Below are 14994 nucleotides of genomic sequence, written 5' to 3'. Positions count from 1 at the left end.
ATAGCCGGTCTTCTGCGCCACCACCTCCAGCAACGCCGCCGACACCTCACCCGGCCCCGCCACCGCACCAACCGACACAACCGGCGCCGCCTGCGGAGCCTGCGGAGTCACCGGCGCCTGTGCCACCGGAGCGGCGGGCAACGCGGCGGGGGCCGGCGCGGGGGCGACGGGCACGGCCACCGGCACGGCGGCGGGCGCGGGCAGCTCGGCCACCGGTGCGGCCGCGACCGGCACCGCCGCAGGGGCAGCGGCAGGCGCCGTACCGCCGGCGCCGAGCTCCAGCGCGGCCAGGTCGCGCAGGATCTCGTTGGCCCGCAGGTGGGTCCGGCCGATCGCCAGCCCGTGCTCCTTGACCGCCGTCACGCCGGCCAGCACGTCGTCGACCCGGCCCTGACCGGCCGCGTTCTCCAGCAGTCCGGCCAGCCGCTCAGCGCTCTGCAGCTGCCCGTTGAGGTAGTCGTCGTGCAGGGCGAGGTGATCGGCGATCAGCTCGGGCAGTCGGTCGGACGCCGGCGCGGAAGGGTGTTCGTGGTCCACGGATTCGCTCTCCAAGACGACGGGAACGGCGGGTACGGCGGGGACCGCCGGAGCGGGAGCGGGCACGGCCACGGACGCGGGCGGCGTCACCGGCGGCTCGACCGCCCTGGCCGGCTCCGCGAGCGGGGCGACCGGAGCCGCGGCGGGGACGGCCGCGGCCGCCCCGGGCAGCCGGGGCTCGGCGATCCGGTAGCCGTTCTCCAGCGCGTCCCGGTACGCCGCCTTCCGCGCGTCGGAGACGTAGTTGATGCCGTTGAGCAGCACCGTCATCCCCTTGCTCGGCGCGGCCTCGGCCGCCGGCGCCACATACCGGTCGGCCACCGACAACGGCACTCCGAGCACGGCGAGTTGGGCGACCGCGCGCTTCAGCGCCAGGTCCGCGTCGGCGCCCGGACCACCGTCCAGCCGGACGGCCCGGTGCGGCCGGTCGCCGAGGATCCGCCCCACCAGCTGGGTGAGGACGCCCTTCGGGCCGAACTCGACGAAGGTGCGGAAGCCCGCCGCGTACATCTGTTCCACCCGGTCGGCGAAGTGCACCGGGTTGATCAGCTGCTCGGCCAGCAGCGTGCCGTTGGCGGCCGGGTCGGCGCCGTACTCCCCACCGGGGGTGTTGGCGAACACCGGGCGCTGCGGCGCACGGACCTCGGCCTCGGCCACCGCGGCCCGGAAGGCCTCCACCGCGTGGGCCACGAACGGGGTGTGGAAGGCCGCCGAGACCGGCAGCCGGCTGATCCGCAGGCCGCTCCCGGCCGCCGAGGCGACCAGCCGTTCGACGGCCTCGGTCGCACCGCCGAGCACCACCTGATCCGCCGCGTTGCGGTTGCAGACCACCAACTCCGGATGTTGCGAGAGCAGTTCGGCGAGCTGCTGCTCGCTCGCGCCGACCGCCGCCATCGCCCCGGCGTCGAAGCCCGGGTCGGACGGCGGGGCCATCGCGGCGCCGCGCGCCCGGGCCAGCGCGAAGAAGGACTCGTCGGTCAGCGCACCGGCCGCCCAGAGCGCCGTCAACTCGCCGAAGCTGTGCCCGAGATGGCCGTCGGCGGTGAAGCCGAGGCCGGTCAGGTAGCGGTACTGGCCGACCGAGAGCGCGCCGATCGCGGGCTGGGCGTATTCGGTGCGCCGCAGCGACTCCTCCTGCGCCCGGCGGGTCGCGTCGTCGAAGGCCGGGGCCGGGAAGGCGATCCGGGACAGCGGCTCGGCGCCCGTGAACTGCCGGTTGGCCTGGTCGAACGCGGCCCGCAGCGGCGGCAGCGCCAGCACCGCCCGGTGCCCCGGGTTGACGTACTGGCTGCCCTGGCCGGCGAACAGCGCGCCGACCTTGCCCAGTTCGGCCTCCTGCCGGCGGTACCAGACGCCCTTCGGGTGCGCCCACTCGCCCGCCTCCGGCTTGGCCCGCAGCTCCTGGACGGCGAGTGCTCGCAGCTCGACCAGCTCCGCCCGGTCCGCGGCCACCAGCGCGAGCCGCGCGTGGCCGGCCGGCACGGGGCCCTCGACCCCCGCGCCGCCCTCGGCGACCAGCGCGGTCAGCGCGGCGGTGTCGGGCGCGTGCCAGAGGTGGACCCGGGCGACCGGGAACATCACCTTCAGGTCCTCGCCCTCACCGTGCTCCTGGAGCACGAAGTGGAAGTTGGTGCCGCCGAAGCCGAACGAGGAGATCGCGGCCCGCCGTTCGGCCCGCTGCGGATCCTTGATCCACGGACGGCTCTCGGTGTTGACGTAGAACGGGCCGGCCGCGAAGTCGATCGCCGGGTTGGGCTCGTCCACGTTGATGGTGGGCGGCAGCACCTTGTGGTGCAGGGCCAGCGCCAGCTTGATCATGCCGGCCGCGCCGGCCGCCGCCTTGGTGTGCCCGATCTGCGACTTCACGCTGCCCACGGCCGCGTACTGCCGCTGCTCGGTGGACTCCGAGACCACCGCCGCGAGCGCGGACAGTTCGGTCGCGTCCCCGACCGCCGTGCCGGTCCCGTGCGCCTCGAACAGCTCCACCGTGTCCGGCGTGCAGCGGGCGTCCTCGTACGCGCGCCGCAGGGCGACCATCTGGCCCTCCTTGCGCGGGGCGTAGATGGACTTGAACCGTCCGTCGCTGGAGGAGCCGATGCCGCGGATCACGGCGTAGATCTCGTTGCCGTCCCGCTCCGCGTCGGCCAGCCGGCGCAGCGCCAGCATGCCGATGCCCTCGCCGATCAGCGTGCCGTCCGCGTCCTTGTCGAACGGGCGGATCCGGCCCACCTTGGAGAAGGCCGGGGTCTTGCTGAAGCACAGGTACATGAAGATGGTGTTCTCGGCGTCGCAGCCACCGGCCAGCATGGTGTCGGCCCGGCCCTCCAGCAGTTCGCTGACCGCCGCCTTGGTCGCCGCCAGCGAGCTGGCGCAGGCCGCGTCGATGGTCATGTTGGTGCCGCCGAGGTCCAGCCGGTTGGCGATCCGGCCGGCCACCACGTTGCCGAGCATGCCGGGAAAGGAGTTCTCCTCCCAGGGCGCGAAGGCCAGCTTGAACTTCTCGGCGATCTCCTCGGCGTCCCGCTCGGTCAGTCCGCAGCTGCGCACCACCTCCTTGAGCACCGGGGTCTGCAGGCGCGCGGAGAGCGGCTGGGTGAGCTGGTTGGCGCCGGTGATGCCGAGGATCACGCCGGTGCGCTCGGGCCGGTACCAGGGCTGCTCGGCGCCGGCGTCCTTGAGGACGTCGCGGGCGACCACCAGGCTGAGCAGCTGGAGGACGTCGGTGACCTCCAGGGTGGTCGGCGGCAGGCCGAACTCCATCGGGTTGAAGGCGACGGAGGGGATGAAGCCGCCGCGCCGGGAGTAGGTCTTGTCCGGCGCGGACGGGTCCGGGTCGTAGTGCTCGGCGATGTCCCAGTGGGTGCTCGGCACGTCCTGGATGCAGTCGGCGGCGGCCACCACGTTGCCCCAGAACTCTCTCAGATCTCGGGAGTTGGGGTAGAGCGCGGACAGGCCCACGATGGCCACGGGCTCATCGGCGAGCCGGCGGCCGAAGTCGTCGTCGGAGCTGGTGAGGATGGGCTGCGAGGTGTTCACGGCAGGGCTCTCTTGGTCTCGGAGGGCCGGCCCCCGGTGCCGCCGCGTGCGGCCGGCGGCCCGGGGTCCGTGCGGAGGACGGGGCCTGCGTCAGACCTTCTCTGCGCCGGTCCCCGCAGGGACCGGGGTGGGTCGGACCAGGCGCGCGATCAGCTCGGCGGCGTCCGGTCGGGTGAGCATCGTGTAGTGGTCGCCCGGGCTCCGGTGGACCTCCAGGCCGTGCGGCGCCAGCGGCCCCCAGCCGAGCGTCGGGTCGTCCGGGATCAGGCTCCGCTCGGCCGTCACCAGCACCAGCGGCAGCCCGGCCGGCACCGGCCGGTAGGGCGCGGTCAGCCGGTTGTTGCGCAACAGGCCGTCGACGTAGGTGTCGTACAGCTTCCGCAGCCCGGGCAGCGGGGTGTCGGGGGCCAGCGCGCCGCTCGCGACCGCCGCTTCGAGCACCAGCAGCAGCCCGTCGTCGACGCCGCGGCCGGCCGTGGCGCCCGGCTCGATCCGCACCGGACGGCCCCGCTTGGCGCCCAGGTACATCGCGAACCAGCCGAGCAGCAGCTCCGGTTCGAGCGCCTCGTCGGGCTGCTGGTACTCCCCGGTCGGCGCGATGCTGTCGAGCAGCACCAGCCGGTCCGGCCGATCCGCCGGCGGCTGCTGCTGCACCATGGCCTGCGCCACCACCCCGCCGAAGGACCAGCCCGCCAGCGCGTACGGCCCGCCGTCGTACGCGCTGTCGAACTCCTCCAGCAGCCGGGCGGCCAGCGCCTCGACCGTGGTCTCGGCCCGGCCCCCGGTGAGCGCCGCCTCCCAGTAGTCCGGCAGGGCGGACAGGTCGAGCACGGTGAGCCCGGTCCCGTCCGGCAGCGCCTCGGCCAGGGTGGCGTGCACCCCGGCGGCGAGGGCTCCCGGGTGGACCAGGTAGACCGTGTCCCGGCCCGCCGAGGCCTGTCTCAACCGGCTTACCGGAAGCGGGACTTGGCTAGGCCGACGCGACATGCTGCACCCCGGCGCGGGTGGCCGACTCCTCGGCGATGTGCGCGGCCAGCTCCTTGATGCTCGGGTGGTACCAGAGCGCCGTGGTGCCGAGCTCGAAGCCGAGCCAGCTCTCCATCTCTCCGGCCAGGATCAGCGCCTCGGTCGAGTCCAGTTCGAGTTCGTCGAAATACTGTTCCGGCGACACCGCGGACGGCTCCACCCCGAGCCGGTGCGCGATCTTCTCGATCAGCCAGTTCTGCGCGTCAACTGCTTTAATCAGAGCCATGGTTGCTCCTCCAGGGATGCGTCGACCCGGGCGGGGCCGTCGGGGATGTCTCTGAGAACACCTGTCAGCAGCAGGCGCGCGCTGCTAGGGTCCCGGGGGAGCCGTCACGGCCGCGGCGCACGAACGGTGCGGGCGCGTACGGGCATGGCTCGGCCGGGGTCTCAGAGATTCGTAGGTCAACAGTCAACATCTGCCATTGGCGCGGTGGTTGCAGCACCGCCCCTGGCGCGGTGGTTGCAGCACCGCACGCCCCTCGCTCCGCGGCAGCACCTACGGAACGACGGACCGCCTCGACCTGCCCGGCCGGCGGGGTTACGAGCGACGGCGTCCGGCGCGGGGCACCGGACGCACATCACTACGGGGCAGGACCGTACGCGAGTTCAGGTTGAGCGTGCAACCAACCGATCGTGTTTGAACGGTCCGCGAGCCGGCTGGCGCACCGATCGCCCCTGCCCGCATCCGGGTTGACGATGTGCGGCGAAACCGGCGTCGACCTGCGGTGATCCCGGTGCGGCTCGGCGGCGGCGATCGGACGCGGAACAAGCTTCGAACGTCTGGTGCACACCGGGCGCACTTCGGGGGGCGCAATGCGCCGGGGCGCACGCCGGGATGTCTACGCGCGTGAACAGGCCCATGTGAACTCGGAGTTAATGCTCGGACCCTCGCTTGCCGCTTCGCTCGGACGGTGGATATGGTCACCTCAGCTATCCGTTGACCTGCCCGGCAACACCCACCCTGCACCGCCGGCCCATGACCACGGAACGAGGACTGCCATGTCCGCGGCCCACCGGACTCCAACCGGTGGCCGAGCGACCCCGGCCCCCGGGACCGCCCGACCGAACAGCACGGCTCCGTCGAACAGCACCACCCGGACCGACCTCACCACCCGGACCGGTAGCACCACCCGATCCGTGCGCCCCACTCGATGCGAGCGCTCCGCCCGACCGGTCCGGCCGGGCGGAGCGCACCGCTCAGCCCAGCTGGACCACGGCGCGGGACATCCCGAGCACCTTCTGGCCCTCGAAGGTGGCCAGCAGATCCACCCGCACCCGGCGGTCCTCCAGCAGCGCGGCGACCTTCCCGGACACCTCGATGACCGAGCCCGCCTCGTCGTTCGGCACCGGCACCGGCCGGGTGAACCGCACGCCGTAGTCGACCACCGCCGCCGGGTCACCGATCCAGTCGGTCACCACCCGCACCGCCTCGGCCATGGTGAACATGCCGTGCGCGATGACGTCGGGCAGCCCGACCTCGCGGGCGAACCTCTCGTTCCAGTGGATCGGGTTGAAGTCGCCCGACGCCCCCGCGTAGCGCACCAGCGTGGCGCGCGTCACCTGGAAGGACTGCGCCGGCAGCTGCGTGCCGACCTCGACCTCGTCGAAATTGATCGCCATCGCGCTACTTCCCCTCCTCGTCGGCCGCCCGGGCCACCAGGGACATGACGGACGTCACCACGTGCTCGCCCGACTCGTCGTGCACCTCGCCACGCACGGTCAGCACGTCGTTGCCGGCCAGCGACTTGATCGCGTCGATCGACACCGTCACCGACAGCCGGTCACCGGCCCGCACCGGGCGGGTGTAGCTGAACTTCTGGTCCCCGTGCACCACCCGGCTGTAGTCCAGACCCAGCTCCGGGTCGCTCACCACCTGGCCGGCCGCACCGTACGTGATGACGAACGGGAAGGTCGGCGGCGCGATCACATCCGGGTGGCCGAAGGCCTTGGCCGCCTCCGGGTCGGTGTACGCGGGGTTCGCGTCGCCGATCGCCTCGGCGAACTCACGGATCTTCTCCCGGCCGACCTCGTAGGGCGCGGTGGGCGGATACGTCCGCCCGATGAAGGAGGGATCGAGCGGCATGAGCTACTCCTCTGAATGTGTCGTTACACAGAAACGACTCCAGGCCGCGCCCCTTACGGGGTGCGGCCTGGAGTCAGTGCAAAGTCAGCGGGTCTCGCGGTGCGCGGTGTGCGAGTTGCAACGCGGGCAGTGCTTCTTCATCTCAAGACGGTCCGGGTCGTTACGCCGGTTCTTCTTGGTGATGTAGTTCCGCTCCTTGCACTCCACGCAGGCCAGCGTGATCTTCGGGCGGACGTCAGTGGCAGCCACGGGAGTGCCTTCCTGGGACAACGAATAAGAACACGACAAGAGTAGCCGATCGGGAGAGTACCCCCCGATCGACTACGCGGAGTAGCGGTGACCGGACTTGAACCGGTGACACAGCGATTATGAGCCGCTTGCTCTACCAACTGAGCTACACCGCTTTGGTGATCGAACCCACCGCCGAAGCGCCGGACCTTCTCACCAGAGCCCCCATGCGGAATCGAACCGCAGACCTTCTCCTTACCATGGAGACGCTCTACCGACTGAGCTATAGGGGCGAACGAGGAAGAGATTACACGGTTCCCGGCCAGAGGTGAAATCCGTATCCGGGGCGGATCACCGCAGGTCGGCGCAGCCGTACTGACGATCCCTCGGGCCACACACGTTCGAGGAGGTCACGCCACCGGTGGCCGTCCCCGATACGACTTATGCCGCCGGCCGCCCCCGCCTCCGAGCCTCCCGCCTCCCGGCGGCCTAGGCTCGACCGGCAGTGATCATGCGGTTCCCGGGGCGCCCAGCGCCGCAGAGCACCCCGGGGTCGAGCGCCCGGGGGCCGAGTGCCCCGGAGAGTGAGGAGCCGGCCGATGAGCGCGGACAGCGCACCAGCCGAGGGGCCGCACCCCGGCCCGGCCGCCAACCCGCTCGGCCACGGCCCCGTCCTGCTGCTCACCAACGCCCGGCTGGTCGACGGCCGGGTGGTCGACGTCCGGATCAGCGGTGACCGCATCCAGGCCGTCGGCACCGCCGGCAGCCTCGGCCCCCTGCCGGCGGTGCCCGGCCGCCCCGCCGTCACCACCGGCGCGCGGATCGACCTCGGGGGCTACCTGCTGCTCCCGGCCCCGGCCGAGCCGCACGGCCACTACGACTCCGCCTTCACCGCCGCCCTGCCCACCGCCCCCGCGGCGGACCCTGCCGACCTGGTCCGCCGGGTCACCGAGGCCGCCCTCACCGCACTCGGGTACGGCGCCACCGCCCAGCGCACCCACGTCCGGATCGGCGACGTGCACGGCCTCGGCCGGCTGGAGGCGGTGCTGGTCGCCCGGCAGGCCCTGCGCGGGCTGGCGGACCTGCAGACCGTGGCGATGCCCCGGCTGCTCACCGGACGGGCGGGCGCCGACGGGCGGGCCCAGCTGCGCGAAGCGCTCAAGCTCGGCGCCACCGCGGCCGGCGGCTGCCCCGAACTCGACCCGGACCCGGTCGGCTACGCGCAGACCCTGCTGGAGGCGGCCCGCGAGGCGGACTGCCCGGTCGACCTGCACACCACCGGCCGGGACCTCGCCCAACTGGCCCGGATCACCGCCGTCCTGGCGCCGCTGCGCCCCCGGGTCACGCTCGGCCCGTGCAGCGCCCTGCCGGCGAACGGCGCCCTGCTGCTCGGCTCCGCCGGAGTACGGATGGTCTGCCTGCCGCAGAACGGCGGCTGCACCGGTCTCGAAGGCCCGCCCACCGGCCTGCGCCCCTCCCTCCCAAGGGAGTTGACCGACGCTCGGGTGCCGCTCGCGGCCGGCAGCGGGGGCTTGCGCGACCTCGCCAACCCGGTCGGCCGAGCCGACCCGCTGGAAGCCGCCTTCCTCCTGGCCGCCACCGGCACGCTCAGCCCCGAGGCCGCCTACGACGCGGTCAGCGGCCAGGCCCGCCTCACCCTCGGCCTCCCGGCCGTCCGGGTCGACGCCGGCTTCCCCGCCGAACTCCTGGCCGTCCGCGGCGACAGCCTCCGCGGCGCCCTCGCCGGCGGCCACAGCCGCCTGGTCGTCCACAGCGGCCGCGTGGTCAGCCGCACCAGCGCCGTCCGCGAGTTCGCGGACACCGTCGCCCTCGCCCTCCCCCGCCAGACCAACCAGACCTGACCCCTTCCGACACACTTCCGCCTGTCCGGCGCACTGTCGGTACGGCCGGGCAGTCTGTCTCCATGCGTGCTCCAAGAGTCCAATGCCCGAACTGCGGACGGCCAGTGGCGCTCATGCCGACTCGCCGCGTCGGTTACGGCACCGTCCATGACCACAAGCGGGACAAGCGTTCACTGAGCCTGTGCGAACCGGCGCGCCGACGCAGGCCGAGCGCAGTCCCATCGCAGGTTCAGACCGGTGCGCGTGGTGAAGTTCACGCGCCCGTAGAGCATGATGCGCGGCTGCGGATTGTTCTTGAATCGCCGGTCGGGACCGCCTTTGACATTCACATACTGCCAGGTCGTACCGACTTTCCGGCTGTCACGCGGTACCGGTCCACTTTCATGGAATCGCAGGTCGTTCACGACGGTGAGGAATTCGCGGTAGGGCACATCCGCGAAGCCGCAGCGGTACTTCAGAAGCACTCGACCGGGCAGCAGGTACAGCGTGTGGGCTCCACAGCGAAAGGTCGGGACCGCGATATTGGCAACGAGCTCTCGTGGGCCGCTCATGCTCACAGTGGCGGGCGACCGACGATGGCGGAGGCACCGCTGTTCATCTTGTGCTGCGCCGTGGTCACCACTGCACCCGATCCCGTGTGACGATCCGGTTCCGGTGCGATCGGCGCACCTCGTCCGCCGCATCGATGAGCCGGGCGAACCGCTCTCCGGGCTGGTTCTCGAAGTCGTAAAAGGCGACGCCCCGTTGAGCCGCCAGGTCGCGCCGGCGGAGCCATCGGCAGGGGCCCTGGAGTAGCCGGCCGGCCGGGAGGCGGAGGTGGCCCGGCAGGAAACGCCACGAGTTCCGACCCGGACGTAGTTGCCTCGCGGGCCGGTTCCGGTACGAAACCCTGGAATGCCCGCCGAAACGCCGATGCCGGACGGGGAGAGGTTGAAGCGGAAGGGGCCGGCTCTGAGGCTGCTGCGAAGATGGAGACCCATCCGGGAAGCTGTCAGCTGGGCGCGACACCACGGGTTTCGTTATATCCAATCGTGTCCCGAATGCCGGCAGCACCCGCCGCTAACGGAATGGGCCTGCCCGACGTGGCAAAGAGTGCCATCGCCGTGGACGCAGCGTGGATCTCGACATTCGTCGGCCCGAATTCCAGGTCGACGTCGTCCGGTCTCCGCCCCGCTGGCATACAACCCAGCGCGCCTTGCCGGTCTCGCTCCCCGGTCGAACCGGAGCACCAGTGTCTCCACGGGTGCCAGACCTCTGCGCGTAGCTTCGCAGTGTCGTGCGGACCTCTCGAACGCAACGAAAACGGCCCCGAACCGCGTTTCCGCAGTTCAGGGCCGTTCCGTTATCCGGTGGCTGGTGCAGGGTTCGAACCTGCGTAGCTTGCGCGACAGATTTACAGACCGCCACCAAGTGAACCTCCCCCACGTCTCCGACCTGCGATGGAGCTTGCTGGCTCGATCTTCGGCCGAATCCTGGTCCGCCACTGGTCCGGATCATGTCCCCTAGCCCGTACGGTAACTCTTACCGCAGCGCAGCCACTCTGGGCTCCGGGATTCGCATCGGGCAGACTGTTCGCCCATGCCGCCTCTGCCGTTTGAACCCCGCTACAACGCCGGTCGGTTGACAACCCGACCCTGCGCCCACGCCGTACGAGGCATGAAACCTTGCAACGTTGCTCTGAACAGCGCCGGTGTTTGCCTCTACCACGGCGGAGAGGAAGACCGGCAAGCTGACCTCGTCGCGGCAGAGCAGGAAGCCAAAGCCGCCGCTGAGACACGCAACGCCGAGGTGGAGGCCCTCGCTGCAGGGGAGAAGGCCTCCGCTGAACGGCGCCAACGTCGCATCAGGGCGCTCGCGTGCCTTCTCCTCTTGCCGCTCGGTTGGTTCGGATGGCAGTTCGTCGCCGGCCAGCAGCACGACACGGGCTGCGCCAGTGTTCGGGAAGAAGCACGACTGGCGACACAGAAGTGGAGAGCAGTCGGGATCCCGTTGACCCAGTGGGTGGGCGACTCCACAAGCGGCGCGTTCCCCGCTACTGAACAGGGCATCAAGGACGCCTACGCCCGCAGGCGGCAACTCGCCGTGGAATCGTCATCCCTTATCCTGTCGCATGAGGGATGTTTCGAAGCCTCAGCGGTCTCCGAAGCCCGCACGGCCCGAGACTCTCCGCCCGATGTGGCCTGGGTGTCAATGCCGGGGCCACCCCGGTGTGCTGACGGTTGGATATCGCCTTCGATTGGCAGACAGGGCGCGTGCTCGCACCACGGTGGTGTCGTGTATGACAGCCAGTACGCGGTGCTTCACTTCGCCTCGGCCAGCCGATAGGGGCCCGCTCCTATGTGTCCGGGTGCGGATGAACGAAGCCGCCAGGAGACCTTTGGGACCTGTGAGACAGTCCGGAGGAGGAGCGCCCCATCCATCACCGGCGCACTCGCCAGTCTCAAGTGGGTTGGCGATGCTGTAGGCAGTGACATGGTCCGCGCCTCGATGCGAACTACTGTCGGGAGGGTCGCCAACGGTCCCTGCCCTGCTCCGGCAGCCTCTCCCATCCACTAGCGGTCACTCAGGATCGCTTAAGTTGCTGTACCTCGCTGCTGCACAGCACCTGCGGGCGCAGATGTGGCCAACACCACCACGAGGGCCATCTGAAGGCATATGGCTCCCGCGAGGAAGCAACCACCCCTGGCTGGCCGCACACGGCACCGTCCGCCTTCGCCGACCTCGGTCTTGACCCTCAGCTCGTCGCCCCATTGCCTGACCGAGCAGATGGCGCTGCCCCATACCCCCGATCGGGCTTCGTGCTTGAAGTCTTCCCATGCCGCGCCCGGCCCTCGCGTCGATCGGCCGCAACCGGCCCGCTGCCCCACCGATCCCTTGCGCCGCAGCCCACCTTGGCATACAATCCTCGCCGCTGCATCCACCCGTGCGATAGCATGTCTTCCTGCATATCGAAGAGGCTGGAAGAAGAAGAGTGGACGATCTCGCCCGTGGTCGTGTCCGTGCGACACAGGACACCCTCCGGATGCCCGAGATCCAGAGAGTCCTGACGCCCAAGCGCCCTGCCGTTGAGACGGCCGGCCTGGCTGACGTATTTCCATATTATGCCGGCTTCTCATTCGACTGGGCTCGCGACCTCCTCGCTAAGGATCAGGCGAACGCCGCCTCCCCAATTACAGTCCTTGACCCTTGGAATGGAAGCGGAACCACAACCCTTGCGGCGCAAAGCCTAGGGTTTCGATCGGTCGGAATTGACCGAAACCCCATTGCGAATGTCGTGGCAAGATTGCGATGCGGAATAAAGCCGAGCGAAGGCACCGAGAAAGCTCCACCAGTGGACTTTCGCACATCTTCTGGAGAGGACCCCCTCCACGCATGGTTTACGGATAGGTCCACTTCCCGCATTAGGCAATGGGCAGAAGTTGCCAGCGATGGGAACGGGGCTTTTAGCCCGCCCTACATTGTTTCCCTCTTCAGGGTTGTACGGTCGCTGACCAAGAAGTTTGAGGGAAGCAATCCCACATGGGTGAAGCGGGCCAAAGATTCGGATGATCTCATCGACTTCAACCCCGACTACCTCGATGAGCTAATTCAGGCCGAGCATGGCGTCCTGATGGATAGGATTAGGACTTGGTCCGCCCAGACGACAGACAGTCTCCTCATAACGGCTTCCGCCACGCGCCTCCCAATTGCCAATTCGACGGCAGATGTGGTTTTGACATCGCCGCCCTATCTGACTCGAATTGACTATGCAGTGGCCTACGCCCGAGAACTCGCGGTTATGGGTATCGATATTGCGAGGGACAGGACCCTCCGCTCCGAGCTCATGGGAACGACACTAATTCGCAAGGACGCCGATTTCTCCAGCTCCAGCGTCGGGCCTATTTCGCAAATGCTCCTGTCGCGCGTGCAGGGCCACAGGAGCAAAGCCTCCTCGGGATACTATCTGAAGCAGGCTCAGCAGTATCTCTCCGACTTGAGTGCTGGCCTAGAAGAGATCAATCGCGTCTCTAAGCAAGGTGCGTCAATTCACCTCGTCGTGCAGGATTCCTACTACAAGGATATCCCCGTCCCCCTTGCCGATATTTGCATAGAGGAGGGCGCCCGCCGAGGGTGGTCACTCGAAGCCTGCGATAGGTTTCCCGTCCGGAGGTCCCTCACCACCCTTAACACATCCGCCCGGGCATACAAGAAGAGCGACGTAGCGGAGTCAGTAATTTCCTTCAGGAAGGATTGAACGTGGCCGAGGCCGCCAGTTCGCCGGACGAGTTGATTCAGGCCGTAGATCAAAAGATCACAGCCGTCCGAACGCAGAGTATTGACTTCTCGTTCAACGAGCTAGCGGACATGTATGAATCTGAAGAGCTAATCATTGATCCCGAATTCCAGCGCATGTTTCGCTGGACTGAAGGCGCGCAAGCTCGATTCATTGAGTCACTTCTTCTGGAACTCCCGGTCCCCCCGATCTTCCTGATCGAGCGAGATGACCGGGTTTACGAGCTCATCGACGGGCTCCAGAGAATCTCCTCTTTTCTGCATTTCAGAGGCGAGCTAGAGGTTGACGGCGAGAAGCTTCCTCCACTGGTGCTATCCGATTGCGATATCGTGCCCGAGCTGAATGGCAGGACACATGCAAACCTGCCGCGCGCGCTTGGCATCAAGCTGAAGCGGAGCTACATTCGCGCAGAAATCCTGCGCAAGGAGAGCGACCCTCGCCTTCGGTACTACATGTTCAAAAGGCTCAATACCGGTGGAGAAGAGCTCTCCAAGCAGGAAGTCAGGAACGCGACGATTCGCCTCCTGTCAAATGACTTCAACCAATACATTATCGAGCTCTCGCGAAACAGCGACTTCATGTTCTGCTCCGAGACCCTGACGGAGAACGCGCGGCGCGAGAAGTTCGACCAGGAGCTGGTTCTCAGGTTCTTTGCATTCAAGAATGCCGGCTCAACGTATAGGCACGACATCGCCGACTTCCTGACCGACTACATGGAGGACATTTCAGACCCGTCCTCGACCAGTCAATTTGATTACGCGCACGAGCGGCACATCTTCGAGAAAACCTTCAAGGTGATCCGCGGAATTGGCGAAACGATAGACATCGGCCCGCGAGTAATGGGCACAGTCTCCCGGACGGGCGACCCTCGCTGGCAGTTCTCTGTATATCACTACGAGGGAATTGTCCTCGGGATCCAGAAGGTCATTGACCGGCTCGACCCAGCAGACCCATTTCAGATGGAACGCGTTGCCGCTGTGGTGAAGACCGGAAAATCCGATCCAGACTTCCTTCGCGCCACCGGCGGCGGCAAGAACGACCGCAACTCGCTGCGAGCGCGCATCTCCTACTTCGCCGATCGGTTCTCGGGAGCACTCGATTGAACCTTTCCGAGATGCGAGCCGAGCTCGAGGAGGACATGGCTTGGCGCTTGGATGAGATTCGCCATCTCGGGAACCGCCTATTGCTGGAGCATGACCCTGAGGACTGGCCCGTCTTTTCCCTGAGGGCTATTCTCGTTATGCAATACGCCCATCTCGAAGGGTTCACCAGGAACGCCCTTTCCCTCTATGTTGCCGCCATCAATGCAAAGTGCCTACCAGCAGAGGATTTGCAGCCCGAGCTATTGGCGGCCGCCCTGTCTGTGGAATTCGACAACCTGCGCAAATCCTCGAGCAGGGAGGGACTGGAAGACGAGGGGAGATTGACCACTCGAGCCCGCCATCAAACTGCCTTCGTCCAGCGAATCCAGGAACTTAGCAAAGGGTCTCTTTCAATCGTTGCCGAGGTTGCGGTATCGATGGAGATGAACCTAGGATCTGACGTCCTGAAGCGCTCATTAGTCGCCCTCGGAATTCCCGTGACCCGAGTCACAAGAGATCAATACACTTCTATCGACTTTGTCAAGCGAGTGCGGAACGATATCGCACACGGCAGCCGCAAGGAAAATATCCCCAAAGGCATGTTTGACGCACACTTGAAAAAGTGTGAAACGTTCATGGGTGATCTTGCGAGAGTTCTAACACAGGCAGTCGCTGAGGAGTGGTACCGAATCGCTCGACCAAGTATTCCTGAGATGCGTGGAGCCTCGGCCCCAGAAGCTTCTTCGGGAATCGAAGTCGACGGCTAGCCCACAGAGGGCGGCGGAGCGGTTTTGGCCGGTGTCCTGTCCGGGCTGGGGTCGAGCATGATCAGGGGGCCGCAAGCTGCTGTGGCTCGGTCAGGGCTCT

Annotated in this window: 11 protein-coding genes, 2 tRNA genes and 1 pseudogene; 4 read left to right on the top strand and 10 right to left on the bottom strand. The window is 68.0% G+C overall.

Annotation, left to right across the window (positions count from 1 at the left end; genetic code table 11):
* The 8 genes from AB0K43_RS03695 to AB0K43_RS03660 all read right to left on the bottom strand — a co-directional run.
* Nucleotides 1–3573 (bottom strand): beta-ketoacyl synthase N-terminal-like domain-containing protein (locus tag AB0K43_RS03695; RefSeq protein ID WP_363635391.1); only part of this gene is annotated, 3573 nt, incomplete at its 3' end.
* A 90-nt stretch (nt 3574–3663) separates the two neighbouring features.
* The gene (locus AB0K43_RS03690) at nt 3664–4518 is read right to left on the bottom strand and encodes an alpha/beta fold hydrolase (RefSeq protein ID WP_363635389.1); all 855 of its coding nucleotides are present in this window, start codon (nt 4516–4518) and stop codon (nt 3664–3666) included.
* 25 nt (nt 4519–4543) lie between these two features.
* Nucleotides 4544–4825, bottom strand: a complete 282-nt coding sequence (locus tag AB0K43_RS03685; protein WP_363635387.1) for an acyl carrier protein — start codon at nt 4823–4825, stop codon at nt 4544–4546.
* Between the two features lie 971 nt (nt 4826–5796).
* Entirely contained in the window at nt 5797–6219 is a 423-nt protein-coding gene (locus tag AB0K43_RS03680; RefSeq protein WP_363635385.1) for a MaoC family dehydratase, read from the bottom strand.
* 4 nt (nt 6220–6223) lie between these two features.
* Complete coding sequence (locus AB0K43_RS03675; RefSeq protein WP_363635383.1) at nt 6224–6682, bottom strand: MaoC family dehydratase N-terminal domain-containing protein; 459 nt, start codon at nt 6680–6682, stop codon at nt 6224–6226.
* Between the two features lie 84 nt (nt 6683–6766).
* A complete protein-coding gene (rpmG, locus tag AB0K43_RS03670; RefSeq protein WP_006604855.1) occupies nt 6767–6931 on the bottom strand; it encodes a 50S ribosomal protein L33 in 165 nt (54 codons plus the stop codon).
* Between the two features lie 82 nt (nt 6932–7013).
* Nucleotides 7014–7086 (bottom strand) — tRNA-Met (locus AB0K43_RS03665).
* A gap of 44 nt (nt 7087–7130) precedes the next feature.
* Nucleotides 7131–7203, bottom strand: a tRNA-Thr gene (locus tag AB0K43_RS03660).
* Between the two features lie 306 nt (nt 7204–7509).
* Here AB0K43_RS03660 and AB0K43_RS03655 point away from each other — a divergent pair.
* Nucleotides 7510–8772, top strand: a complete 1263-nt coding sequence (locus tag AB0K43_RS03655; RefSeq protein ID WP_363635381.1) for a hydrolase — start codon at nt 7510–7512, stop codon at nt 8770–8772.
* A 170-nt stretch (nt 8773–8942) separates the two neighbouring features.
* Here AB0K43_RS03655 and AB0K43_RS03650 read toward each other — a convergent pair whose 3' ends face one another.
* The gene (locus AB0K43_RS03650) at nt 8943–9323 is read right to left on the bottom strand and encodes a hypothetical protein (RefSeq protein WP_363635799.1); all 381 of its coding nucleotides are present in this window, start codon (nt 9321–9323) and stop codon (nt 8943–8945) included.
* A gap of 294 nt (nt 9324–9617) precedes the next feature.
* Nucleotides 9618–9752 (bottom strand): annotated as a pseudogene (locus AB0K43_RS03645) (DUF4236 domain-containing protein); the annotation flags it as partial.
* 2042 nt (nt 9753–11794) lie between these two features.
* Here AB0K43_RS03645 and AB0K43_RS03640 point away from each other — a divergent pair.
* The 3 genes from AB0K43_RS03640 to AB0K43_RS03630 are packed head-to-tail and all read left to right on the top strand — an operon-like array spanning nt 11795 to nt 14894.
* Entirely contained in the window at nt 11795–13006 is a 1212-nt protein-coding gene (locus tag AB0K43_RS03640) for a hypothetical protein (protein ID WP_363635379.1), read from the top strand.
* 2 nt (nt 13007–13008) lie between these two features.
* The gene (locus AB0K43_RS03635; protein ID WP_363635377.1) at nt 13009–14148 is read left to right on the top strand and encodes a DUF262 domain-containing protein; all 1140 of its coding nucleotides are present in this window, start codon (nt 13009–13011) and stop codon (nt 14146–14148) included.
* Between the two features lie 11 nt (nt 14149–14159).
* Nucleotides 14160–14894, top strand: coding sequence for an MAE_28990/MAE_18760 family HEPN-like nuclease (locus AB0K43_RS03630; protein WP_363635375.1), 735 nt, complete (start codon nt 14160–14162; stop codon nt 14892–14894).
* The last annotated feature ends 100 nt before the right edge of the window (nt 14895–14994 follow it).

This window comes from Kitasatospora sp. NPDC049258 (genome assembly GCF_040678895.1).
GTDB lineage: Bacteria > Actinomycetota > Actinomycetes > Streptomycetales > Streptomycetaceae > Kitasatospora.
This window is presented reverse-complemented; position numbering and strand designations above follow the sequence as displayed.